18 protein-coding genes are annotated in these 25,308 nt (G+C 50.3%); 1 reads left to right on the forward strand and 17 read right to left on the reverse strand.

Annotation, left to right across the window (positions count from 1 at the left end):
- Positions 1 to 38 precede the first annotated feature (38 nt).
- The 16 genes from PTQ21_RS30910 to PTQ21_RS30985 all read right to left on the reverse strand — a co-directional run bounded on the left by PTQ21_RS30910 (position 39) and on the right by PTQ21_RS30985 (position 17,480).
- Positions 39 to 209: a hypothetical protein gene (locus tag PTQ21_RS30910; protein ID WP_176854759.1), complete on the reverse strand. Its 171-nt coding sequence runs from the start codon at positions 207 to 209 to the stop codon at positions 39 to 41.
- Between the two features lie 328 nt (positions 210 to 537).
- Positions 538 to 1,764, reverse strand: coding sequence for an amidohydrolase (locus tag PTQ21_RS30915; protein ID WP_371129280.1), 1,227 nt, complete (start codon positions 1,762 to 1,764; stop codon positions 538 to 540).
- 95 nt (positions 1,765 to 1,859) lie between these two features.
- A complete protein-coding gene (locus PTQ21_RS30920; protein ID WP_274568386.1) occupies positions 1,860 to 2,921 on the reverse strand; it encodes an LLM class flavin-dependent oxidoreductase in 1,062 nt (353 codons plus the stop codon).
- A 70-nt stretch (positions 2,922 to 2,991) separates the two neighbouring features.
- Positions 2,992 to 3,864 carry a LysR family transcriptional regulator gene (locus PTQ21_RS30925; RefSeq protein ID WP_063566647.1) on the reverse strand — a complete coding sequence of 291 codons (873 nt, stop codon included), beginning with the start codon at positions 3,862 to 3,864 and terminating at the stop codon, positions 2,992 to 2,994.
- A gap of 44 nt (positions 3,865 to 3,908) precedes the next feature.
- Positions 3,909 to 4,481: an NADPH-dependent FMN reductase gene (gene ssuE / locus PTQ21_RS30930; protein ID WP_274570593.1), complete on the reverse strand. Its 573-nt coding sequence runs from the start codon at positions 4,479 to 4,481 to the stop codon at positions 3,909 to 3,911.
- Between the two features lie 24 nt (positions 4,482 to 4,505).
- Positions 4,506 to 5,423, reverse strand: coding sequence for an ABC transporter permease (locus PTQ21_RS30935; protein ID WP_177031251.1), 918 nt, complete (start codon positions 5,421 to 5,423; stop codon positions 4,506 to 4,508).
- Positions 5,424 to 5,478: 55 nt separating this feature from the next.
- Positions 5,479 to 6,411 (reverse strand): ABC transporter permease, encoded by a 933-nt coding sequence (locus PTQ21_RS30940; protein ID WP_062324145.1) that lies wholly within the window; start codon positions 6,409 to 6,411, stop codon positions 5,479 to 5,481.
- Between the two features lie 42 nt (positions 6,412 to 6,453).
- Entirely contained in the window at positions 6,454 to 8,097 is a 1,644-nt protein-coding gene (locus tag PTQ21_RS30945) for an ABC transporter substrate-binding protein (RefSeq protein ID WP_274568389.1), read from the reverse strand.
- A gap of 202 nt (positions 8,098 to 8,299) precedes the next feature.
- Positions 8,300 to 9,640: an LLM class flavin-dependent oxidoreductase gene (locus PTQ21_RS30950; RefSeq protein WP_064635749.1), complete on the reverse strand. Its 1,341-nt coding sequence runs from the start codon at positions 9,638 to 9,640 to the stop codon at positions 8,300 to 8,302.
- A gap of 308 nt (positions 9,641 to 9,948) precedes the next feature.
- Positions 9,949 to 10,224, reverse strand: coding sequence for a glutaredoxin family protein (locus PTQ21_RS30955; RefSeq protein WP_063566643.1), 276 nt, complete (start codon positions 10,222 to 10,224; stop codon positions 9,949 to 9,951).
- Positions 10,225 to 10,652: 428 nt separating this feature from the next.
- Positions 10,653 to 12,212 (reverse strand): glycosyltransferase family 2 protein, encoded by a 1,560-nt coding sequence (locus PTQ21_RS30960; RefSeq protein ID WP_274568391.1) that lies wholly within the window; start codon positions 12,210 to 12,212, stop codon positions 10,653 to 10,655.
- Positions 12,213 to 12,276: 64 nt separating this feature from the next.
- Positions 12,277 to 13,041 (reverse strand): GT-D fold domain-containing protein, encoded by a 765-nt coding sequence (locus PTQ21_RS30965; RefSeq protein ID WP_244552230.1) that lies wholly within the window; start codon positions 13,039 to 13,041, stop codon positions 12,277 to 12,279.
- Positions 13,042 to 13,853: 812 nt separating this feature from the next.
- On the reverse strand, positions 13,854 to 14,585 hold the full coding sequence (locus PTQ21_RS30970; protein WP_079696647.1) for a sugar phosphate nucleotidyltransferase: 732 nt from the start codon (positions 14,583 to 14,585) through the stop codon (positions 13,854 to 13,856).
- Entirely contained in the window at positions 14,582 to 15,355 is a 774-nt protein-coding gene (locus PTQ21_RS30975; protein WP_072735458.1) for a glycosyltransferase family 2 protein, read from the reverse strand. Before PTQ21_RS30975 ends, PTQ21_RS30970 begins: the two co-directional genes overlap by 4 nt.
- Complete coding sequence (locus PTQ21_RS30980; protein ID WP_256863743.1) at positions 15,352 to 16,467, reverse strand: glycosyltransferase family A protein; 1,116 nt, start codon at positions 16,465 to 16,467, stop codon at positions 15,352 to 15,354. Before PTQ21_RS30980 ends, PTQ21_RS30975 begins: the two co-directional genes overlap by 4 nt.
- 62 nt (positions 16,468 to 16,529) lie before the next feature.
- Positions 16,530 to 17,480, reverse strand: a complete 951-nt coding sequence (locus tag PTQ21_RS30985) for a glycosyltransferase family 2 protein (RefSeq protein ID WP_256863744.1) — start codon at positions 17,478 to 17,480, stop codon at positions 16,530 to 16,532.
- 760 nt (positions 17,481 to 18,240) lie between these two features.
- Between PTQ21_RS30985 and PTQ21_RS30990 the strand changes: the two genes are divergently transcribed.
- Complete coding sequence (locus PTQ21_RS30990) at positions 18,241 to 19,806, forward strand: M4 family metallopeptidase (RefSeq protein ID WP_072735461.1); 1,566 nt, start codon at positions 18,241 to 18,243, stop codon at positions 19,804 to 19,806.
- A gap of 182 nt (positions 19,807 to 19,988) precedes the next feature.
- Here PTQ21_RS30990 and PTQ21_RS30995 read toward each other — a convergent pair whose 3' ends face one another.
- Positions 19,989 to 25,220 (reverse strand): WIAG-tail domain, encoded by a 5,232-nt coding sequence (locus PTQ21_RS30995; protein ID WP_274568395.1) that lies wholly within the window; start codon positions 25,218 to 25,220, stop codon positions 19,989 to 19,991.
- Positions 25,221 to 25,308 lie beyond the last annotated feature (88 nt).

The following is a 25,308-nucleotide window of genomic DNA, read 5'->3' on the forward strand; positions in this document are numbered from 1 at the left end:
ATCTACTCCTTATGGTTGTGGTCCATATACCTCTGACCTTAATAGTAATTATTACGATTAACAACAATGACTATAATCCTGTTGAACCATGTTGTCAAATCATTTTTGTTTTTCTCGCGCGAGGTGGCCGCTTGGGTCACGGATCGTCCTCCGATCGTTGTTGTCTCATATCTGGAATCGGCAGGCAGCATATATGACAAATAGGTCATCGTTAAAAACACCCCCGCTCTCCTTCACGGTGGATACCATATACAGCGGAAGAAAGGTCGTGGTGGCTCCAAATACGTATGAAGCAAACAGCATGACTACACTGCTGATCAGCCGTGGTCTGCTGCGCCCGATGTCAGATTGATCCCGCACTCTTCGTTCATACAATATGGAGAACCACAACTACTAAATTAAAAATACGGAAACTGCAAAAAACGGCCACCTGATTGAGGTCACCGTTTTTTACGTCCATTCGCTATTGTATTAGCATATTATCTTATTCATTATTCACGTACTTACGTATTCACGTATTTAACTAGCAGTTATCAGTTACTCGCCATTTGACTGCAACTTTTGCAGTGACTCTTCAGCCAGCGCTGCCAGAAGATGTGCGCCAAGCGGCAGTGCCCGTTCGTCCACATCGAATGCAGGATGATGCCATTCGTGTGGGCCTGACGTTCCGAGGAAGAGGAACAGTCCCGGAACCTCCTTTTGGTAAAAGGAAAAATCTTCGCCAGCCGGGGAAGGTATCGGTCGGATACTGTTCAACCCCACCTCGCTCGCGACTTGCTCAGCCGCTGCAGCCAATGACGCATCATTGACCACGGCAGGTGGTCCCTGAATCCAGCGCACGGTAGCCCGTGTCCCATAGGCTGCTGCGACACCGGCAACCACCTGATTGAAACGCTCGCGAATCCGGGCACGCACCTTCTCGTCAAAGGTACGCACGGTGCCGTCCAATATGGCTTCTTCAGGAATGACGTTCCAAGCGGTGCCGCTGTTAATTTTGGTCACACTGATCACGGCGCTCTCCTGTGCTCCAACATTACGACTCACGATGGCCTGTAATGCAGTCACAATATGAGAGGCCACCACAATCGGGTCAATGCCCGCTTCCGGAACTGCCGCATGGGTTCCGACACCCTCCACTTTAACCACAAAACCATCTGCCGCTGCAAGCAGCGCTCCTTCACGGATACCTACCGTACCGACCTGCAGATCCGGTTTGTTATGCAACCCAAAAATAGACTGAACTTCGGATAGCGCTCCGCTCTGAATAACCTGCCGTGCCCCCGTCGCCTTCTCCTCCGAAGGCTGGAAAATCAAACGAACCTTGCCCGGCAGCCGGGACTCTCGCTGTTTCAACAATCGTGCAGCACCGATCAAAATGGCGGTGTGTGCATCATGACCGCAGGCGTGCATTCGGCCAGCGATTTGCGAGGCATACTCCAGCTTCGTTTCTTCCTGGATCGGCAGGGCATCAATATCTGCGCGTAAGGCCACTACCGGGCCATTGCCCTGCCCAATTTCAGCGATAAGGCCCGTTCGCAGCGAATATTCATCTGCAATCCGTACCCCTTCCTCCACCAACCAGCCTCGAATGGCTTCTGTCGTTTCCCGTTCCTCTCCGGATAGCTCGGGGTTACGATGCAAATGTCGCCGAATCGCGGTTAAGTGCTCTGCGAATTCTTCATCCTGCCCAACGTAAATTTCATGCTTGCGGCTTTGTTCTTCTTGCTCTGCCTGTTGCTCAGGCTGTTTCAGATCACTGCTCACGATATTGCCTCCTTTTATCATCGTATGTGCCATGTAAGATGGGTTAATATATTCACGGGTCACTTCAACAGGTATGCTCTATAACATATATATGCCTAACCGATCACCGCTTGCGCAGGTGTCGACTCATGCGCAAATTCGCCCAGTCCCTGCTCATCCAGCGCCTCACGCAATAATTCAAATGAACGAATGCGTTTGGCAAAATCACGTGTCGCTGTGGTAACAATCAGTTCGTCCACGGCAAAATCCTGCTGGAATTTCACCAGAGCCGAACCAACCGTTTCCTTCGTACCTCTCGTCACACTTGGCTCCAGAATCTCGATCCGATACTTCTCGTTCGATTGCCGTCCGAATTCTTCCGCCTGCTCCACGGAACCAACCGTCAATACCTTGCCATTCTCCAGATGGATCTTGACCAGCATATGTTCACTTGCCAGTCCTTCGGCTTCTTCCGCACTCTCCGCCACAATCAATGATATAGCGAGGATGGCATATGGCTCCCGTCCATGTGAGCGGTCGAATTGTTCCCTATAAGTTCGCAGAGCCTCCAGAGCAACCTCCGTATTGCTATTAATAAACAATGAAAATACATAAGGCAGTCCCAATTCTGCCGCCATGCCTGCGCTATCGATACTTGCTCCAAGCACGTATAGCTCGGCCGGGATTTCGGATACCGGCGCAGCGCTCAAGCCGGCCAAAGGATGTGTTTCGTCTTCATACGGTTCATTATGAATGAACTGCTTCACCTGATTGATTTTCTCTTTCAGTGAAGCGGCCTCCTGAATCCCTTGCTGTAGTGCCTGCGTGGAGCGGGGCAATCCTCCCGGTGCACGTCCAATACCCAGATCAATTCTCCCCGGACCAAGCGCAGAAAGCACATTGAAGTTCTCGGCCACTTTGTAAGGACTATAATGTTGCAGCATCAACCCGCCAGAACCGAGACGAATCCGCTCTGTATGCGCCAGCAAGTGGGAAATGAGCACTTCCGGTGAGGAGCCGGCAACATGACCTGAATCATGATGTTCCGATACCCAGAAACGATGAAATCCAAGCTGTTCAGCCCGCTGTACCAATTCAATCGTATGCCGAAAAGCATCAATCGGCGTCTCCCCTTCATAGATCGGGGTTTGATCCAATATGCCAACACGAATACCCATCCTATTCTCCTCCTTCGATCATGCCGAACCTGACTTTTTAAAATCCGTTCTTACTTCCGTTAATAAGTCTCTATAGCTGCCGCAGCAGTTCCCCGAAAGGCTCTGCAAAAGGCGAATGTTCTTCTTTTAACGTAACGACGCTGATCTGCAATGATACACCTGCAACCTCATGTACCTGAATAGGAAACAGCTCCTGATCCTGCACTTCCTTTTGCACTGTCAGACCTGGGAGAAAAGCAATACCTGCTCCTTGCTTCACCAGCTTCTTCGCCGTTTCCGAATTATCAACGTGATATGTAATATCCGGCGGGTGCTCCAGCGAGTCAAAGGCCCGGTGAATGCGCAGCCAGTCCAGTGAACCACATTCAAAAAAGACCAGCTGTTCATTCCTGATCGCCTCCATGCTGACATGCCCGCGTTCAATAAATGGATGGCCTTTGTACACGTATAACTGGATTGGATCTTCATAAAAAGCAACCGTACGGATCGCAGGATGCATGACCTTCCGCACAAAAGCAAGATCGATTTCCTGACCCAGCAGCTTGGCGACGAGTTGGTCCGTCGTCGCTGTAGTCAGTTTGATGTTCACCTCAGGGTAAGCTTCCTTGATTTTGGGCAGAAAGTCGGGAATGACATAGTTAGATACGGATACCGTACTGCCGAGTCGAAGTGCATCGGGCGTCGTACGGCGTTGCTGTATTTTCTGTCTGCCCTTCTGAATCACTTGCAGCACCTGCTGGGCGTAGGGAAGGAACTTTCTCCCCTCTTCCGTGAGCACAATCTGTTTGCCAAGACGGTCAAACAATTTGCAGCCGAGTTCACGTTCAAGGGACTGAATACGAGCGGTGACAGAAGGTTGGGACAAAAAGAGTACCTCGGCAGCCTTATTGAAGCTTCCGTAATGATTGATGTATACAAATGCTTCAATGTTCTCAATATTCATAAGCGCCCCCCGAATCCACGTCCGCAGACGTTATCTATATCTATTTATCCAATGAATTTACTTGGTTTTATGATATCGTAATACCATTCTTTTTCCAGAGTCAATATCAATTCTTCCAGGGAACGATTCAATCTTGTAGTAATGTCCGCCGAAAGCACATATTTTCCGTCATCGAGTCGATCAATTCCCTGATCAACTGCATATACTCCGCCGAGAATATGTCTTCCGCCAAGTGCTGCCAGAACAGGCTTCAATGCATAATCGATGGCGAGCAGATGGGCAATCGAGCCGCCGATGACTAATGGAAGAGCAAGCTTGCCCCGCAGTCCTTCCTGAGGGATCAGATCCAGGAACAGCTTCAGCACACCTGAGTACGATGCTTTGTATACCGGTGTTGCCACGATGACTGCATCTGCGGCTTCGACAACAGCAAGCGCATCACGAATGAATGAGCTATCAAACTTGGCCTGCACTAGATCTTCCGCTGGCAGGTCTGCTACATGAATCACCTCAACGGTAATGCCTGCCTCTTTTAATTTATTGCTGCTGTAATCCGTAAGGCCTGTCAGACGCGAACGTTTGGAAGGCGATCCGGCAATAATAACGACATGTGACATCATGATTCCTCCTTGGAATAGCGGTCAAGCCGCTCCATTTACTTTGGGGTCCAACCGATCGCGAATATCGTCTCCAATCAGATTAACCGCCAGCACAAACATGGTAATTGCAAGTCCCGGGAAGGTACAGATCCACCAGGCAACCGTCAGATAACCTCTCCCTTGCGAGAGCAACGCTCCCCAATCCGGAATTTCCTTCAACACACCAAGTCCAAGAAAGCTGAGCCCGGAGCCTGTCAGAATGGAGGTACCCACGCCTAGCGTCGCCATAACCAGCAAAGGTGACAACGAATGAGGCAGTACATGCTTCCAGAAAATACGGGCATTGGAGCCCCCAAGTGAACGTGTAGCTGTAATAAAAGGCAAACCTTTAACGGACATGACCTGCCCACGCATCACCCGTGCATATCCTGGAATGGAGGATACCGCAACAGCCAGTGCAATGTTAAGCAGTCCAGGTCCCAACGCTGCCGCAACGGATAATGCCAGTAACACGCCTGGAACAGCCATCAGAATATCGACGGCACGCATGGTGATTGTGTCCAAAACACCTCCTGCATAGCCGGCAATAATGCCAAGAGCACTGCCCACAATACCACCCACCAGCACCGAGGCAAATCCAATCAGCAGTGAATCCCTGCTGCCATGCACAACCACACTGAAGATATCCCTGCCAAAATAATCGGTCCCAAACAGGTGCGCAGCAGAGGGAGCCTGCAGGATGGCATCCGTCATCATCTGAGTTGGATCATAAGGTGCAATCCATGCCGGCACGATTGCACAAGTGACGGTAAACACCACGACCAGCAAAGCTGCATAAAAGAATAAACGGGATACCGTGAATGAGACGCGTTGACGCAGGGGACGGCGACTCCAGAGGCGTAAACGCCCTGTTCTGGCCGTCCAACCTTTTTCGTCACCCACCAATGGTTTCATGCTCATAAGACTCCTCCTTCCTCACTACGCGTTCAGATGTTTCAGACTGTTCCATCCGTCCTCACGTTCGGACTGCACGCCTAACTCTGGGATCAATGTACGCATAAGAGATATCCACCAGTAAATTCAACACGACATAGATAATTGCTGTGAAAAAGACTACGCCCTGCACAACAGGCAGGTCTTTGGCCATCAACGCATCCGCGATGATTCTGCCTATGCCCTGTCTGGAGAAGACCGTCTCCACCACGACGGTTCCTGCAAGCAAATCACCAATCAACATGCCGATGACCGTCACCGCAGGAATCAGTGCATTACGCAGTGCATGACCGTACATGATGGTTCGCTGTGAAAGACCTTTTGCTCGCAATGCTACGATAAACGGCTCGTTCACCACTTCCAGCATGCTGTTACGCACCATACGTACGATGAAACCCGCACCGACGAGGCCTAGTGTTGCAGCAGGAAGCACCAATGAACTGAATCCGTCGGAGCCCATCGCCGGGAACCAGCCGAGCTGAACCGAGAACAACAGGATCAACAGAATGCCGGTCCAGAAGGTGGGCATGGAGATGCCAAACAATCCAACGAGCCGGGCGATGAAATCAATCACGCCATTACGATGAATGGCAGACAATACGCCGAGCGTAATACCAATGGTTATCGCTATGATTGAGCTGAGCGCGGTCAGCGCCAGTGTGGCAGGGAAATGTTCCAATATTTTGGGCAGCACCGGGTCGGAATTGATCATTGATTTGCCGAAATCGCCGCGCAGCATGTCTCCGAAATAGTTGGCAAACTGGATGTAAAACGGCTGATCCAGACCCAGCTGAACCCGCAGATTCTGAATCATCTCGGGTGTTGCCGATGACGGGTCCAGCATAAGCAGGACCGGATCACCCGGCAGCAGATACATGATGCAGTACACCAACACCGAAGCTCCCAAAATAACCAGAAGCGATGTAGCAAGTCTTGTCAGTATCGTTTGAACCATACCGGGTCGTCTCCTTCCTGTCTGCATAATTGACGTTTCGTATTATGGCTGAATCCGAACATCGTTGAACAACGGATAACCGAGTGAATCAAACTTGATGCCCTGCACCGACTTGGATGCAGCCACCGTATAAGGGAACACATAGATTGGCAAAATTACAGCCTGCTCGATCAAATATTGTTGAATCTGATTATAGATATCCACGCGTTTATCCGGATCAGTCTCCACCGCTCCCTGTTCCAGCAGTTTATCGATCTTCGGATCAGATAAACCGGATAAAGTCGGACGTTCACCTTCTGCACTCGTATGATAGAAGGCATAGAGCGCATTCGGATCAGAATTGACCTGGCTGTTGCCATAGAGATCATAATCCCAGTTCTGATAAATGACCGTAGCAACGTCCTTCGTAATTTCAACCTCAACAGCTATACCCACCTGCTTGAGTTGCTGCTGAATAATCGCTGCAATGTCGTTACGCTTCTCCCGGTTCGGCGAACCGTCCACATAATGCAGGGTCAGCTTCTTACCATCTTTTTCACGAATGCCATCTGCTCCCTTGACCCAACCTTGCTCATCAAGCAGCTGATTGGCCTTGTTGATATCCGGATTGATACTTCCTTCCAGAGAAGTATCATAACCGAGGATTCCCGGAGACAGTGCAGACCACGCGCGTTCGTAGTTGCCCAGATACAGTGTCTTCACGATGGACTCCACATCAACTGCAGATTGCACCGCCTGTCTGACTTTCACATCATCCCAAGGCGCTTTGCGCAGATTGAAGAAGAGGGTATACGGCAAGCCAACGGTATTGGCTTGAAGCAATTGCTGGTTCGGATCGTTCTTCAGGGCAGCAATATTTTGCGGCGGAACAGTCTCCGCTGCGAGTACTTGCTTACTCTGAACACTGCCGATACGCGTTGCTTCTTCCGGTACAATTTTGAACGTAATCGTATCAATATGCGGGGCACCTTCGTTTTCAACGGTTGCGGGAGCCCAGCTGTAATCCTTGTTTTTGGCGACAACGATATCCGCATTTTCATCCCATTTCACGAAGGTATACGGACCAGTCCCCACCGGATTTTTACCCAGTTGATCCCCATATTTCTTGGCGGCTGTAGGTGATACGATTCCTAGCAAGGCCTGACTCAAGTTACCGAGAAAAGCTTGCGAAGGTTGTTCCAGATTCACCTTAATAGTGTATTCATCAATGACCTCTGAGGAGCTATAAGGTCTAATCAGGGCAAGGGAATTGGCGGCTTTGGTGGCCGGATCGATTACCCGATCCAGATTGAACTTCACGGCTTCCGCGTTAAATGGTGTGCCATCATGGAACTTCACATCTTCACGCAGTTTAAACGTATAACTTTTGCCATCCTCCGATACACTCCACTCCTTGGCGAGCCAAGGTTTAATGGAACCATCCGGCAGCTGTACCACCAGATTGTCATAGATCGTTCGGATCGCGCGTACGGTTACGGCAAGGCCACTTCGATGCGGGTCCAGCGTATCCGGCGATGTGGCGAGTGCGTAGGTCAGGTTCCCACCTTCTGCTTGCCCAGCCGCCTGCTCCCCACCAGAAGCCTGAACTGAACTGTTCGAGTTACCTGCCGCTCCGCAACCGGATAATACCAGCACCAATACTGCCGCCAATGCCATATATTTCATCCATGAGATAGACCTGTTCATATAGCTTCCCCCTCTGTGTATACAGGTGTCATTGATTCATTGAATTAATGATTTAATGAATTATAGATTTTTTATTAACATAACCTATCCGTTAACTTGGTTTTAGGTCATCATTCGGCACCTTCCGCATATGCAATCCGAATATTTCATCCGGATACCTCATTCCTAGACTACTGCCGAATTTCAGCTATCTAATTGTTTCTCAAGCCTCGGTTCCAACTTGCTCCCGGGCAGCCGTGTAACGATTCACCGGAATTTGCACACCGAGATTTCCACGCAATGTGTCATGCTCATATTCGGTGCGATAGATGCCACGCTCTTGCAGAATCGGAACAACCAGTTCCACAAAATCGGCCAATCCACTTGGCAGTTCGGAATGAATAATGAATCCATCCGCCGCTTCGGCTTCGAACCATTCCTGGATCTTGTCAGCCACCTGCTCCGGTGTACCAAGGAATTTGCTCTTCGGTGTTGCTGCCCGCAGGGCTACTTCACGCAGCGTCAATCCTTGCTCTTTGGCATCCCGCTTGATTTTGTCCGTACCACTACGGAAGCTGTTGCTACCGATGCCATTCAATTCAGGGAATGGTTCATCCAGCGGATACTGGGAGAAGTCATGATGCTCGAAGAAACGTCCCAGGTAATCCAGCGCTTTATCGATAGTGACCAGGCTGGCAATCTCCTGATATTTCTGTTCTGCTTCTTCTTCTGTCCGTCCGATAATTGGATTGATCCCTGGCAAAATGACGATATCCTGTGTGGAACGTCCATAGGTTGTTGCGCGGGTTTTGACATCTTTGTAGAAGGCCTGTGCATCCTCAATTGAATCATGTCCTGTGAAAACAGCATCCGCTTCTTTGGCAGCAAGGGTCTTGCCATCTTCTGAAGAACCTGCCTGGAAAATAACCGGCTGCCCCTGCTTTGAACGTGCAATGTTAAGCGGACCCTGTACGGAGAAGAACTCTCCTTCATGATTGAGTGTGTGCAGCTTGGATGGATCGAAGAAAACGCCGCTTTCTTTGTCTCTTACAAAAGCATCGTCTTCCCACGAATCCCATAAGCCCTTGGTCACCTGCAAATATTCCGTTGCAATCCGGTAACGTTCCGGGTGGGTAGGATGGTTGCTTTTACTGTAGTTTTTGGCTGAGCCTTCAAGCGGGGATGTAACCACGTTCCAACCAGCGCGGCCATTACTGATCAGATCAAGGGAACCGAACTGTCTGGCAACTGTGAATGGATCACTATAGGAGGTGGAAAGTGTTCCAACCAGACCGATTCGTGACGTAATGGCGGCCAGGGCGGACAACAAACTGATTGGCTCAAATCGATTCAAGAAGTGAGGTATGGATTTCTCGGTAATATAAAGACCGTCAGCGATAAAAACGAGATCGAATTTGCCTTCTTCTGCCTTCAACGTTTGGCGTTTGTAAAATTCAAAATTCACACTGGCATCCGATTGAATCTCCGGGTGTCTCCAAGTCGTCATGCTACCTCCGACACCGTGGACAATCGCTCCAAATTTCAAACTGCGCTGAGCCGTCATATTACATTCCGCCTTCCTTGGATTAGGATATATCAAGAAATTTCTAAAGTCCGATCTGATATGGATTACGAATGAAGAAAATTCAAAAGTTAACTATTCCTATGAGTTTGGTCAGCTTTAATTTCACAAATCTTATCACTGCCCCGCACATCGGTCAACAGCGTTGCTTATAGAACTTTTCTATATAAGGATTGGATATCTGAATAAGAGGATGGATTAGAGCTTATAAAAGTCCCCGACTGCTGCACACTGATATGTCAGCCTTTAGCAGCCGGAAACTGCTTTATCAAGAGATCCGCCACGTCCGGTCAGACTGCTGCTTCATCAGGCTGGGCGAGAAGTTCCGCCAGTTTCTCCAGATCGGGCTCCAGCAATGCTTCATACTTGCCGTCTCCACCCACCTCAATGACAGGTACATGTCGAATGCCATATTTGGCTTCAAGCACGTCCCTCAGCACATCGTTCCCTTGCACTTCGATGTTCTCAAAAGGCTGGTTGCGGGCCGTTAGGAATGCCTTAACCTCCCCGCAGAAATGACAGCCTGTTTTGCTCCAGAGCACTACTTTTTTCGATGTAGAAGACATCGGCATACCTCCTGATTGATTCATTGTCAGATCAGGATGGATTACCACCCAGACCATTAATTCCTATCTGTTAAATAAGAATTATGGCTATAAATGTACTCCTCACCTCTTCAAGCGTCAATGGATCTGCCAATAGAATAAACCTATAAGAGGATAGAAAGATTAAATTTTAAATTTGAAAAGAGCTCTGCAAGAGCTCCCATTACCCCTTGAACGCATCCCTAACCATGTTAAAAATGTTCGGATGACGCTCTTGGAGTTTATACAAAATGCTCGTGGAAAAGTAATTTGCTAATCTCTCTATCGTTTCATTTCGTGATTCGTGATATATGTATAGTTCGGATGCGGACAGATGTATAGCGATACGCTTTACATCACATTCCGCATCATGCTGTCGTGCCGATATACAAGGCAGCCGAACCCGGTCATTACAAATCTTCGTTCAAGAGCTGGGGAGGAGCTATAATGGGCCAGCCTTCTTCGATCGTACGCAATTGGTTCGCAGATACATGAACGATATGCCCGAATTGCACTCCCCACCGTTCCGCAGCATAAGGGGTTGCAAACCTCCTGCGTTTATTGCCACTAATCTGGTACCATGTATCCCTTTCATTCGTCGCGGCAACAATCATGCCTTCCTCCAGCGCATCCCGGTTGCTCTGAACGGGTTGAGCATGAACATGACTTCTTTCCAGGGGCCAGCCCTGTACCTCACCCGCAGATACCAGCGGCTCACCTGCGGGTACGCCGAGCAGATCCGGTTTTGCAACCAAAACAGGAGAAATGCCGCGTGGAACCGGGATATTCAGCTTACGTCGCTGTCCACGCATCAGTCGATAAACATCGCCCTTGATATCAGAAATGAAACAACCCTCCGGGTAAAAGTCCGTACTGCGTCTCAGCTTATGAGTTACATCGCTGCTGCCCTTAGTGGAAATGCGCTGTCGCAGGTCAGGGGTGTCTGTCTTGCCCAGGGGTGTCTTGTTCTCCTGCTGACTGGTCGACACCTTGGCACGCAACGAGAGCCGGGAAGTATCGGCAACCAACGCATGGGGATCTCCCCATTTTTGAGTATAAAACTGTTCATTATCCTTATTTACGACTTCATAATCCTGTTCTCCCAGCGCCTTCATGCTTACACTTCCGTAGTGATGTATGAAGGCATCTCCGGCTACCCCCAGCCTGTATCCCGCCAGCTTCGCCCGAATGATCCAGTCGTCATCTTCAAAATTGCCCACGGCGTAACCTTCATCAAGATAACCTACCCGCTCCAGCAATTCCCGTGAGAACAGCCAGCAAAATCCGACCAGCCTGTCGGTCTCCCGATGTTTCGTGGCATCCGGGCGATTATGTCGGGCAGCAAAAGACCACATATCATCCACATCACTGTATGGGACTTCAATCTGCTGATCTCCGCCGATGTAATTTGTAACCGGACCCACAACTCCCATCTCGGGATGACTGTCAAGACAGGTCATCATGTTTTCCAACCAGCCCGGGGTGACCAGTGTATCGTTGTTCAGCACGACGATATGTCGCCCCCTCGCCATCATCAGTCCATGATTGACACCGCCGGCAAAACCACGATTCTTATCCAGCGCAGCGACCCTTACCATGCCACCTTTGCGAAGCACGGCTTCCGCCGTGCCATCCTTGGATGCGTTATCCACAACAATAATTTCAAAGGGGGCCGGTGTATGCTTTTCAATACTGGACACACATTGCAGGACATATTCGCGCTGGTTGTACGTCGGAATAATAATGCTTACGCCTTCGAATACCAGCCCGAATGAGCTTTCCCCCTGTCGTACGCCCTCATCATAGCCTCTATGGTAGCCCTGCTTATACAGTTTTGCGTTCTTGGCTGCCCGTTTGCCTGAGCCTTGGCGTCTAATCTTCCCTCCACTCCGGCTTCGAGCTGCATGCAAAACAACGGTTTCGGATGATGATGCTTTCCGCTGTTTTGAACGTCTGCCTGATGTGCTCATGTTGCTTCCTCCATTTCCCCTCATCCAAATGCGCGTTACGATGAACGTCGCACCAGATCGTCCATTAGAGATGAAGCTCTCCTGTAACCAATTTGTCAGCCAAATGTCCAAAATCTATGGCAACCCGCCCCAGTTCACCAGCGATTCGGCGGCACAGAATGACGGCCGGAATTCCCGCTGCTACCAGAGCGATATCGAACGAATGCTCCGCAGTCTGCTGCATCACTCTCGGGATATCCACAACACCATCCACTGTTCCTATAATGCCTGTCACTTGCACCCCGTGGCCGTTCAACAACGCCCCGAGCTCTGCAGCTTGGCTTCCAATCAGCAGCACCCGGCGCCCCTGTACCACAGGCAACAACAGACCCGAATGATGCAGGCTATAGTTAATCGTGGAACTGGTCAGATTCAGACGGGACCAGTCAATGCCGAAATGGCGCAATACTGGAAATAAAAGTCCCTGAAAAGTAGGCGCACGCGAGATGGGGACACCGATCCAATCCGCGCCGCGAATGGCTTCCGCGAGCTCAGCGCGGATGTCTGGGGTGGAGCGTGGCACCCCTGCATAAGGCAGAAACGGTGCCAGCTCCTGCACTTGTTCGCCGGGCAGCACCGTATCGGCTGCCAGGGTCAGCAGTTCGCCATCTCCGAGGCGAACGACAGACAGGGGGCGCTGCGCATCCAGCGCCCCCTGGATATGGACAGCCATCTCATGAGGGCTGGCCAGCCGGGTTAGGGTGGGCGCATATTGGCGGAATCCCGCCTCGATCAGATCTGCCGCCGCCACGGCAGGCAGAATATGATCAGGCGGGATGTGCTGCGCCACCAGCGCCTCCCCGCCCGCGAACACGCCGTCGCGGAAGCCCTCGGCGTAGCCGCTCTCGGGCGCTGCTGCCGGCAGCGCAGGCGCCATTGCCCTTGCGCTGCCAGCATGCGCGGCAGCGCTTTCCCGCCCCGCGGGGGCGACACCACCGTGCCGGTGTGTCGCTTGCGGCGGGGCGGGGCCAGCACCGCTGGCAGGCAGCGCCTGTGGCGTGCTGGCTTGCGGTGCTGGCCCGGGCGCACGCTGCGCAGCCGTGCGCTGTTTGGCGCGGGCGCCTGCGGCCCGCCCGCCCCGCGGCGCAGCATGCCCGCGGCCTGCAACTGCGCGCTTGCCCGTTTTGGCTCGCGCCCCTTTACGGCCACGGCTCACGCCTGTACGCTCGCCTGATTTTACGCGGGTGCCTGCAATGCCCCGCCCTTCGCCTGTTTTCGCTCCGGTTTTGGTTCGTGCTCCAGCGCTCGCACCACGTCTTGCGCCGGTGCGCCCTCTGGCTTTGCCTTTCGGTTCTGCAAGAAGCTTGCGCTCTATTCCTGCGAGTTCCACATTCCCCTGCTTCGCGCCTTGGTTTCCCCATTCGTGATTCGAACTTGCTTTGGGCTGCACTCCCACAGATACGTACAAGGAGCCGGCATGACCGCCCAGTGTCTTCTTCCTGCCCAAGTCGCTGCGTTTTGCTACTCTCACGGCATTCCCTCCCTTGGCATGCACGAGGAGTGCCGCCGCTGCACAAAGCGCCGGAGCATTCTTCCGGCTCCGGCGCAGGTTGTTCTGCTCTCATGGGACCCCTCACAGCGGCAGCATCTGGCGCATATATTTTAGGGCAGTTGACCCTTCATGCGGATGGCTGCTTCCTGAAGCGATTGGAACGTCCCTGCATCACTCCAATATTTTTGCAAAATATCGTATTCCAGTCCTCCAGCTGCTGCATAATGATTGTTCACGTCCGTAATTTCGAGTTCGCCGCGTGCAGAAGGCGCAATGTTCTGAATGAGGTTGAATACATGGTCATCATACATATATATGCCAGTAACACAATAAGAGGTCTTCGGATCACTCGGTTTTTCCTCAATGTATGAGATTCGTTCCGGATGCTGTGGATCAAACACCGGCACCCCATACCGCCGTGCATCGTCCACTTCTTTGAGCAAGACACGAGCTGTACCCGCAGGCTGCTGCATATACTTATCCACATAAGGCTTCAAATCGTCGCTAAACAGATTGTCTCCCAGCAGCACAACGAATTTCTCTCCAGGAAGGATAAACGATGTCGCCAGATCCAATGCTTCGGCAATCCCGCCTGCCTTTTCCTGAATCCGATACGTTAGCTTGACGCCATGATCTGCTCCACCACCCAAATACTCCGTGTATAAACCAGCGGAATGTTTGTTGATCACTATCAATATCTCTTCAATGCCTGCCTGGCGGAGTCTGTCGATGCCATACATAATCATCGGATGCTTGCCGACTGGAATCAGATGCTTGTTAATCAGCCGGGTCAGAGGATACAGTCGTGTTCCTGTTCCACCAGCAAGAATTACACCTTTCATTCCACTATCCCTCCTTCATCGGATGTCTCAATATATTTAAGGGGATCGACATGCCATTTGTTGATAAAAATGGATCGATTGCGCTCAAGCAACTGTTTCCATGCTACAGGATCGGTCTTCAGGAAACTCGCGCTGCCGCGATGATGTACCAAGACATCCCCGCATACCAGCAAACGATAGCCTTTCTGGCAGGCCCGGTAGCAATAATCGTCATCTTCATAGTGTCCCGGCGAATAGACTTCGTCAAGCACACCAATGTCCTCCATCACACTTCGCCGCATGAGCATACATAAGCCGACAATTCGTCTGACTTCCTTCCATCTGGAAGAATCGACTATATTGTTGGCAGCTGCCAGTTCCTGAAAATGTGCCATGTCCCGGAACTCAAGCTCTACCTGCTGGATACCACTTGCATAGTTGGTCACCGGACCTGTAATACCAATGTTTGCATCACTGTAGAGGGCTGCCCGCAGATTTTCGAGCCAGCGGGTGGTAACAGTAACGTCGTTATTCAGCAGCAATAGCTCATCACCACAGGCTGCACGGAGCCCGGCATTGCAAGCCGCCGGGAAACCCCGATTGTCCGGCAACCGAACAAAACGAATTCGTTCCCGTGCACAATACGCTGCTGTTCCGTCAACCGAGCCATTATCCACAACGATGATTTCATAAGATGTATGAGAATCGGTATATTTTCGAATGGCATCGATACACGGCTTCAGCAGTTCCAGCCCGTTGTACGTCGGAATAATAATACTCGTCAGTGTCATCTGGCGTTCCTCCTGTAGGCCACTTCAGCACGAGAAATGGATCGGGCTTGTGACTTATTGCCGCCCATATCCAGCCAGGTTGCAATCGCCTCCAGATGGTCGCCAATGATCAATCGGGCGACTTCGTTGCCGCTGCCCGTATTGGTGGAACGCAGGCGATTGGAACGAATGACATCCACTTGACTGGGTGCAGTCACTTTTAATCCATGCTGGATGGCTAGACTTTGCGCCTTGGGAGGAACGGCCAGCGCCTCCGGTTTTACGATCTGGATCATCTTACGTGAGAGGGCATGAGGTACAGCCGTCAACGAATTGGAACCCAGATCCGAACGATTAAGCACACGGTTAAGATATGCCTTGATCCGGCTCACTTCATCCTGGCGGGCAAATGGAGGCAACAGCGATGAAAGATTGTTCAGTGCCACGTCATCTCCCCGGTCGACCGCATACAGAAACGGGGCGAGTTGCTCTGCCGGGACGACCATATCCCCATCCACAAAGAGAAGGGTCTCCGCCTCCGTCATTTTGGCCCCCAAGGCGCGGCCTACATCATGTCCCGCCCGGTCAGGTTCATAGACCAGCGTGATGCCAGACTGTTCAAGCACCTGTGTCAGACTGTTGTCCGTTGTTCCATTCAATACCACAACGATATCTGTCAGCGGTAAACGTTTCAATTGTACAAGTACTTGCCCCAGCGTAAGTTCCTCATTGCAGGCACAGACGACTGCAGCGGCAGGTTTATTCAGGGCAAGTGGAATAATATTCAATGAGCGTCCCGCAGCTTGAGCATAACCCTGCATGAATGCTTTCCCTGCCTGCATTGCAGCAGAATAACTCCTTAGCTCCGCTGAGATCGCAGCCCCATGCTCCTGCCATGTTGAACGCACATGTTGTTCAATCGATTGTTCATTTTCCAACGTCATGCGTCCTGCCCGTTGCCCTGCGCTGAATGCTTCATGCAATACGGACTTGTTCATTGCCAACCTGCTCGATGCTGAACTCTTTAGCGGCGATTTAGTCAGGCTCTTCCTGCCCATGGTTCTGGTTCTGTTCCTTGGTGTTCGTCTGCCTGCTGTCCGTTGACGACGGACACCCCCTGAACGCTCCTTCATTTCCTCACCTCCAGCATGCTGCATCTTTTGACGAGGTTTCTTTCTTGTTTTAGGCAACATGCTCACCTCGTCAGGCTACGAACACGCTGCAGATCGGAATGTCCTCCGCGTGGGCCAAGTGTATCGGTTATCCACCTGATCGCTGTCAGATGATCATTCCAGACCAATTGACTGAGCGGGTCAGGTCCGCTTCGTTTCTTGACTCGAACTGCGTTCATTTTGCCTACAGGCACATGATGGACGGCACGCACCTTCAACCCGTTGGTAACCGCCTTTGCATGTGCCAACGGTGGAATCTCCAGTGTGTCCGTCCCAATCACTTCAAGTGCCCTGCGACTTAATGCATGCGGAATGGCTGTCATGGAAGCCCCTTGCAGATCAGGTCTCGCGAGCATGCTGTTCAGCGCATGTTTGGCCTCTACCACAGGGTGAACAGGGATACGCGCGACCGGTCCGTTATAATCATTAAGCGCCACATCCGTCCCGTCCAGAACCGCTCGCACATAAGGCGCGAGATGTTCTGCCGGAATTGGAATGTCTGCATCCGTGAACAACAGCACCCTGCCACGAGCTGCCGCTGCACCGATTCTTCTCCCTCCATCATGTCCCAAAGCTTCGGCATAACGAAGCACCTGTGCCCCTGCCCTTTTTGCCGCTACTGCCGTCCCATCCGTTGAACCATTCACAATAACAAGCACTTCAGCATCACGGCATATCCGCAGCGACTGACGCACGACTGCACCAATGGTTCGCTCTTCATTCATGGCAGGTATAATGACCGAAAGCAGTGGTTTATGCGAGTACGTCGAATCCTGTGCAAGTGTCTCTCTCATCGCATGCTCAGCTCCGAATGCTGGCAATTCCGTTTGCTCCACGGGTGGAATTACGTACTTGTAGGCCTTTGTACCCTTTTTGTAAGCAGATTTCAAACGACGCTTCTTTAATTGCGCTTTTCTTTGTGCCAGATTCGATTTGGCTGCATAAAAAGCTGTATTGCCACGTTTTTGCAACACAGTCACCTCCCGGGTGTACATCATCGGCATGCAAAGGGAGTACACGTTATTCTATGTATTCATGGAGCAGTGGAAACGGCGTATGTCCTTGAACCGAGCAGGTTCTGTCTGCCACCCGGCTCAGTCAATCCATTTATTTAGACAGAATTCGTCAAAATATGCGAAATATGCTACCGCTCCCCTACTTCAGACACAATTTTAAAAAAAATTTAAAATTGCATCTTTTCCAAACTTTTACATTGTGATAATATACGTTGCAAGCAGTAGATTGACAAAAAAATCCTAATGAGGAACAAACGTTCCTTAGTAATCTTTTTTCATTCCTGTTAATTGACCTGGGGTTAATTATGCGTACAGGATGATACAAGAGGCTGTTTTTGCTCTGTTGCATGTACCTTGAGAGGAGTGATGCCGTTCAATACGTAGTTCAGGCTCTATTATGTGAACCCGGAACGAACACCCCGGCTCCGTAAGAACATCTTCTGCTTCGCAAGTGGACAAGGCCCCTGGCTTCTGAAAGAGGAACCACAATGAACGATTAAGCCTCATGGCTGAACCGGATAAACGGTACTCCTTTGACACGCCCAACCACAGGCATACAGGCTCTGCCGACTTTGTTCCTTATCGTTTCTTGTCATATTCCACGTTTCAGATTCAGCCCCACACTCCGCGCTGCCCAAGTTGCAGACGGAACTCCAACCGAGATTGGCATAATTATGTGTTTTCCAAAAAAATCATATTGAGAATGGGAGAGTTTACTATGAAATTTGCTAAAGTTATGCCAACAATTCTTGGAGGAGCTCTTTTGCTCGCTTCCGTATCTTCTGCTGCTGCAGCTCCATTGTCTGATCAGTCCATTCCATTGCAGGCCCCTTATGCCTCTGAGGAGGGTATCCAGTTGAACAGCGGTTCTGACGAAACAATCTTCAATTTCCTTGGACAACAGGAACAATTCCTGAATTCCGACGTGAAATCCCAACTCAAAATTATTAAAAGGACTACGGACACCTCTGGTGTAAGACACTTCCGCCTGAAGCAGTACATTAAGGGCATTCCAGTCTACGGTGCCGAGCAAACGATCCACCTAGACAAAACAGGCCAGGTTTCATCCGCACTTGGAGATCTCCCACCAGTTGAAGAACAAGCTATCCCTAATGACGGTGTCGCTGAAATCAGTGCAGAAGATGCGATCAAGATTGCATCGGAAGAAGCCACTTCCCGCGTTGGAGAGCTTGGCGAACCACAGAAAACCCCTGAAGCCGAGTTGAACATTTACCACAATGAAGAGGACAACCAAACCTACCTTGTTTACATTACCGAAGTCAATGTGCTGGATCCTGCCCCATTACGTACCAAATATTTCGTGAATGCCGTTGACGGCAGTATCGTATCTCAATATGACCTCATCAACTTCGCAACAGGAACAGGTACAGGTGTACTTGGTGATACCAAAACCCTTACAACCACCCAATCCGGCAGTACCTTCCAACTGAAAGATACCACTCGCGGCAATGGGATTGAAACTTACACTGCAAACAATGGTTCCTCCATTCCAGGTACACTCCTGACAGATTCCGATAACGTATGGACTGATCGTGCTGGCGTAGATGCCCACGCCCATGCTGCTGCCACGTATGATTTCTACAAAAACAAATTCAACCGCAACGGTATTAATGGCAACGGTTTGCTCATTAAATCCACTGTGCATTATGGCTCCAACTACAATAATGCATTCTGGAACGGAGTACAGATTGTATTTGGTGACGGTGATGGAACGACTTTCCGTTCACTATCTGGTGATCTGGATGTAGTAGGCCACGAATTGACTCACGGTGTCATTGAGTATACAGCCAATCTGGAGTACCGCAATGAGCCAGGTGCATTAAATGAAGCCTTCGCTGATATTTTCGGAAATACGATCCAAAGCAAAAACTGGTTGCTTGGCGACGATGTCTACACCCCTAACATTGCAGGTGATGCACTGCGCTCCCTATCCAACCCTACATTGTATGGACAACCTGACAAATACGCTGACCGTTATACTGGAACAGCGGACAACGGAGGCGTTCATACCAACAGCGGTATCATTAACAAAGCGTACTATCTTGCAGCTCAAGGCGGTACACATAATGGTGTCACTGTAACAGGGATCGGGCGTGATAAAGCCATTCAAATCTTCTACAGCACACTCGTGAACTATCTGACACCTACATCCAAATTTGCTGCTGCCAAAACAGCGACAATCCAAGCCGCTAAAGATCTGTACGGAGCGACTTCGGCTGAAGCTACTGCAATTACCAAAGCTTATCAAGCTGTAGGACTGTAAGAATCATTCGTTGTTGAACTCATATTAAATCGTTCAGGCACCCCTCATCGTCCGAACGGAGCAAGCTTATATATGAAAAAAAGCGGTGTCCCGGACATATCCGGGAACCGCTTTTGTCTATTTAAACATGTGAAATCATTCGTCTACAGATGTCTTGAATGAGGACACATGATCTCGCATTCTTACACGGAAGGCCCAGCGGCAATCCATGACAACAATCCATAGGTGTGTGTGGAGCCCGTAGTTCGTGACACTTCCAGTACGGCTTCATCCTCACTCTGGGAGAGGAGCGATACCTGGAATCCCCGATCATTACACATGGCTACAATCACATAATGCTCCGATATAAACGACTCCTCAAAGGCTACCGTTACTTCCACGCACTGTTCATCCTCAGGCAATATAAAGGCCTCCATACCGAACTGCTGCACCACAGGCTGACGGCTGACACTTCGTACGGGCTGGAATGACAGGTGTTCAGGACCCACAGCTCCATGCTGCAACTGGCTGCTTCCAACAGCTCCATCACTCAAATGCTCCTGCTTAACTGCTTGCTCCCTCAGCTTGAACTCCTTAATTCCATCGATCTCATGTGAAAATTCAGGCTGTGGTAGCGGTAGCTGTGGCTGGACCGTGCCAGCTGTCGTCAATGAATCTCCAAGCTGGTTAGCTTGCGATGGATGCTCTTGTTGTTGCCCCAGCTCCTGACCCGACGTCTGGATAAACTGCGTTTCCTTCAGATCGACACTTGAGGGTTCCACGACAATTGCCGGCTGTGATGGCGGTACAACCTCATTTTCTGTTTGAAGCAATCCCTCTTGTCTTTTGATAGCTGCCAGTTGTTCCAGCGTTTCTCCACTGAACTGACGAATCGCATTCCATATCTCTTCGCTCAAATGCGCCGGACCTACAATCCCCGCATTCAAATGATTAGAGGTAATACTCTGCTCACTCAGTTTGCTGCCGTTCACGCTGCCATCGGCCAATTTGGCACTTGTGACGGACCCATTCTGTAGATGGATCCCGCTTACTGCTTCCTCTTCCAGATGGGTTGTGCGAATACTGCGTTCCTGAATATGATCAGCAAGAATCGTTCCATCCTGAATATGCCGAGATTGCACACTTTTGTCTGCTATGTGGATAGCCGATACCGCACCTTCAAGCAATTTATTACCGTTTACACTGCCGTCAGCCATTTTGGCACTTGTTATGGAACCATTGTGCAGATGAATCGAACTGACCGATTCCGCTTTGAGGTGGGAGATTCCAATGCTTCGCTCTTGAATATGGTCAGCATGGATGGCTCTCTCTTGGATATGACTGGATTGCACACTTCCATTGGCAATATGGACATCCGACACCGCATCTTCAAGCAGTTTGCTGCTGCTCACACTGCCATCGGCCAGTTTGGCACTCGTTACGGATCCATTTTGCAGATGAACCGCACTTATTACTTCCTCCTCCAGATGGGACGTACCAATGCTATGCTCCTGAATATGATCAGCAAGGATCGCTCCTGCCTGGATATGGCGAGTTTGCACACTTTCCGACGCGATATGGCTCCCCAATACAGCATCTTCGAGCAATTTGCTGCCGCTAATGCTACCGTCAGCTAATTTAGCACTCGTTACGGACCCATTTTGCAGATGAACCGCACTTACTGCTTCCTCTTCCAGATGGGTTGTGCCTATGCTTCGCTCCTGAATATGATCAGCTTGAATGGCTCCTGCCTGAATATGCTCGGATTGCACACTTTCCGATGCGATATGAATTCCGGATACCGTACCTTCGAGTAACTTGCTGCCGGTTATACTGCTATCCGCCAGTTTGGCACTCGTTACAGATCCATTTTGCAAATGAATGGCACTTACCGATTCCTCTTCCAAATGTGCTGTGCCGATGCTTCGCTCTTGAATATGATTAGCAAGGATTGTTCCCTCTTGAATATGACGGGATTGCACACTATCGTCTGCAATGTGGATATCCGATACTGCTCCTTCAAGCAACTTGCTGCCGGTTACACTGCCGTCGGCCAACTTGGTACTTGTTACAGATCCATTTTGCAGATGAATGGCACTTACTGCTTCCTGTTCCAAGTGAAGCATGCCAATGCTGTGCTCCTGAATATGGTCAGCAAGGATTACTCCTGCCTGGATATGGCGGGATTGCACACTTTCAGAGGCGATATGGATTCCCGACACCGCATCTTCGATCAACTTGCTGCCGGTTACACTGCCGTCGGCCAGTTTGGCACTGATGACAGACCCATTTTGCAGGTGAATCGCACTTACTGCTTCCTCCTCCAGATGGGTTGTGCCGATGCTCCGCTCCTGAATATGGTCAGCATGAATGGCGTCTGCCTGAATATGCTCGGATTGCACGCTTTCGGACGCAATATGAATCCCCGATACGGTTCCTTCAAGCAATTTGCTGCCGTTTATACTGCCATCCGCCAGTTTGGCACTTGTTACAGATCCATTTTGCAAATGAACCGCACTTACAGACTCCTCATCCAGATGAACTGAGCCAATACTGCACTCTTGAATATGATCAGCAAGGATTGCTCCTTCTTGGATATGACGGGTCTGCACACTTTCATTGGCAATGTGAGTAGCCGATACGGTTCCTGCGGCTAATTTACTGCCATCCACACTACCAGTTGCTAGTTTGGAGCGTGTTACAGATTCATCCTGCAATATAATCGTACTTACCGCTTCTTCTTCCAGATGAGACGTTCCGATGCTGCGTTCATGGATATGATGAGGAAGAATCTCACCATCTTGAATATGACGGGAATGCACAGCTCCTTGCTGCAGGTGAACAGCACTTGTCGACTCTGCCTGAAGATGCAAACCACTAATCAAACCTGGCTGAAGATGAGCCGCTGTAATGGATAAAGGTGCCAGATGGTCTGTTTCAACAGATCCAGGTGCCAAGTGATGCGATGTGACCACCTGTTCAGCAATATGCTCCTCATGAATGATGTCTGCCTTCAGATGCTGTGAGCTCACTACTTGAGTTCCCAAATGGTCAGATTTCACGCTGCCTTCAGCCAGATGGACGGATTGTACAACGGATGGCTGCAAGTGCTCGCTACCTACAGCAGCCTGTTGTAGTTCTGTCCCCGATACCGAGTCTGCTGTCAAATGGTCCGCACTTATGGACCCATGCCGAAGTTTGTTGCCAGTAATACTGCCATCAGCGAATAATTCCGGCGAGCGTATTTCTTCCGACAAATGTTCCAAGGAAACGGCATGCTGCTTCAGGTGATATCCGCGAATGGTTCCTGATGGAATATGTTTGGCGTTAATGCTCTCTGCCATAATCTTGGAAGAAGTCACGCTGCCGTCTGCCAGTTTAGCTGACGTGACAGCAAAATCCGCCAGTTTATCTGTGGCAACACTCTCTGGTGAAAGCTTGGGGGAGGTAACCGCATGATCTGTTAGATGAGGCGGAAAAATGGACCCGCCAGCCAGCTGGGCTGAAGTTACACTATCAATAGCCAATTTATCTGTTGTGACCGCGGCCCGTGCAATCGCATCCGTTTCAACACTGCCTGGCTGAAGATGAGGCACACCTACGGCATGTTCTGTCAGATGTTCCGATTTCACTGCATAAGGTCTCAGAGCCTCGGAACCCACGCTGCCTGGAGCCAAATGTGTACCTGTGACTCCACCACTCGTAAGATGCGAGGATATAACACTTCCCGGGGCAAGCGCTCTGCTACTCACCGATGCCGTTCCAAGCTTTTCTGTTGTCACACTTCCATCCGCGAGTTTAACGTCTGTAACGGCAGCATCCTGCAATTCATACGTACCCACGGCCGACTCTGCAAGATGCCGCTCACACACCACGTCGTCTGCGAGAGCATCTCCGGACACACTTGCGGTAGATAGATGAGTTGCCTCGATGCTCCCACTTGCAATGTGAATGGAGTGAATTGCGGAATTGTCCACATGTACCGGTGTAATTCCCCGATTCGCAATGTGTTCCGCACGAATGGACCCTTTGGCAAGATGTTTACCTTGTACGGCTTCATCCGCAATTTTGGAAGAAATGACGCTCTGATCAGAGATCTTGGATGCCGTAATGGACTGCTCCAGCAATTTTGCTGTTCCCACAGACTGGTCTGCCAGTTTGCTGCTGGTTACTGCACCTTCCGTCAAATGCTCACTGCCCACTTCTCCATTGCCAATCTGCTCCTTGCCAACGGAATGAGCGCGAATCTGGCTTGATCCGATTGAACCGTCCAAGAGATGTCTTCCACTTAGTGAACCCTCAGCTAAATGTCTTGTTTGTATGGACCCATCCTCTATCTGGTCACTTCCAATACTGCCATTTAATAGTTGTGAACGACCGACAGACCCTTCTGCCAGATGTGTCTGTTTAACAGCACCTGCCTGAATATGGTGAGACTCGATGGATAGTTCTTCGATTTTGCTGCCTGTGACAGCAGCTTCCCGAATTTTGGATGTAGTCACTGCATCGTCAGCCAGTTTGGAGGTATTCACAGCTCCCCCCGTGAGATGTCTTGTATCCACCCCGCTAATCGCAATCTTGTCTCCAGTTACGGCATGATTCTTGATTAATTCTTCCGTTACCAGCATGCGGCTGAGATGTCTTGTGCCGATGGAACCGTCGGCAATTTTGGCCGAATCGATGACCTGGTTGCCAAGCTTCTGAGAAGTAATGCTGCCATCTCTGATTTTCTCACCTGCAATAGAAGCATTTCGTATTTTATGACCAGACACAGAGCCGTCAATCAGGTGCTCCTCAGATACAGACGCTTCCGCAAGTTTCGCTGAAACAATGGCCCCGTCTGCTATGTGTATGCTGGTCACCGCATAATCCTGCAATGCTTCACTGCCGACCGCATCCGGTTTCAGCTTGGAGGCATCCACAGAGAAAGGAGCCAGTTTGCTCTCCGTAACAGCAAATTCACTCAAGTCGTCCGTGTAGATATAGTGTCCGGTATGACCAGGCATCTGGTTCTGGTTCAGGATCTGCAACCGGTCCCTGCTTGCTGTTTCTTGCTTGTTGATACCCAGCTCTTCTTCCAAAACAAGCGGAGCCACGCTGCTGACCTGAATCTGCTTTTCCAGGATATCTTGCGTCTCGACGACTTTCTCGCTATCAGACTCTACGGGTTCCGGTTTGATGGCTTTGGTTACGATCTCCAGGTCTTCCAGCTCGTTCGTTGAAGCAGGTAGCTCCATTGATTCGGATAGGAATTCTTCTGATGCCTGAATGGCCTTCGAATTCCGTTTATTTGTATTCAAGCGTTCTTCCCTATTCGAAGTGAAACCTGAGTCCATTGTGTCTGACCGTCGATTGGTCAGATCCAGTTCCTTAAATTTAGGACTCACATGCCGCAGTTTTGGCGTAGGAACCTTCTTATTGCCTTTTTTACTCATACAGCTAGCTCCTTCCTCTAACGTTCGTCTCCGGCATCTTATGCGTCAGTATGGGCATCTGCCACTGTAATTCATGACTTTGGTGGGT

Source organism: Paenibacillus marchantiae, from assembly GCF_028771845.1.
Classification (GTDB): Bacteria; Bacillota; Bacilli; order Paenibacillales; family Paenibacillaceae; genus Paenibacillus; species Paenibacillus marchantiae.

Bases quoted from the DNA above. Each gene is read 5' to 3' on its own strand.
- PTQ21_RS30910 (WP_176854759.1), bottom strand. From the start codon at position 209: ATGACCTATTTGTCATATATGCTGCCTGCCGATTCCAGATATGAGACA.
- PTQ21_RS30920 (WP_274568386.1), bottom strand. From the start codon at position 2,921: ATGGGTATTCGTGTTGGCATATTGGATCAAACCCCGATCTATGAAGGG.
- PTQ21_RS30925 (WP_063566647.1), bottom strand. From the start codon at position 3,864: ATGAATATTGAGAACATTGAAGCATTTGTATACATCAATCATTACGGA.
- ssuE (WP_274570593.1), bottom strand. From the start codon at position 4,481: ATGTCACATGTCGTTATTATTGCCGGATCGCCTTCCAAACGTTCGCGT.
- PTQ21_RS30935 (WP_177031251.1), bottom strand. From the start codon at position 5,423: ATGAGCATGAAACCATTGGTGGGTGACGAAAAAGGTTGGACGGCCAGA.
- PTQ21_RS30940 (WP_062324145.1), bottom strand. From the start codon at position 6,411: ATGGTTCAAACGATACTGACAAGACTTGCTACATCGCTTCTGGTTATT.
- PTQ21_RS30945 (WP_274568389.1), bottom strand. From the start codon at position 8,097: ATGAACAGGTCTATCTCATGGATGAAATATATGGCATTGGCGGCAGTA.
- PTQ21_RS30950 (WP_064635749.1), bottom strand. From the start codon at position 9,640: ATGACGGCTCAGCGCAGTTTGAAATTTGGAGCGATTGTCCACGGTGTC.
- PTQ21_RS30955 (WP_063566643.1), bottom strand. From the start codon at position 10,224: ATGTCTTCTACATCGAAAAAAGTAGTGCTCTGGAGCAAAACAGGCTGT.
- PTQ21_RS30960 (WP_274568391.1), bottom strand. From the start codon at position 12,212: ATGAGCACATCAGGCAGACGTTCAAAACAGCGGAAAGCATCATCATCC.
- PTQ21_RS30970 (WP_079696647.1), bottom strand. From the start codon at position 14,585: ATGAAAGGTGTAATTCTTGCTGGTGGAACAGGAACACGACTGTATCCT.
- PTQ21_RS30975 (WP_072735458.1), bottom strand. From the start codon at position 15,355: ATGACACTGACGAGTATTATTATTCCGACGTACAACGGGCTGGAACTG.
- PTQ21_RS30980 (WP_256863743.1), bottom strand. From the start codon at position 16,467: ATGAAGGAGCGTTCAGGGGGTGTCCGTCGTCAACGGACAGCAGGCAGA.
- PTQ21_RS30990 (WP_072735461.1), top strand. From the start codon at position 18,241: ATGAAATTTGCTAAAGTTATGCCAACAATTCTTGGAGGAGCTCTTTTG.
- PTQ21_RS30995 (WP_274568395.1), bottom strand. From the start codon at position 25,220: ATGAGTAAAAAAGGCAATAAGAAGGTTCCTACGCCAAAACTGCGGCAT.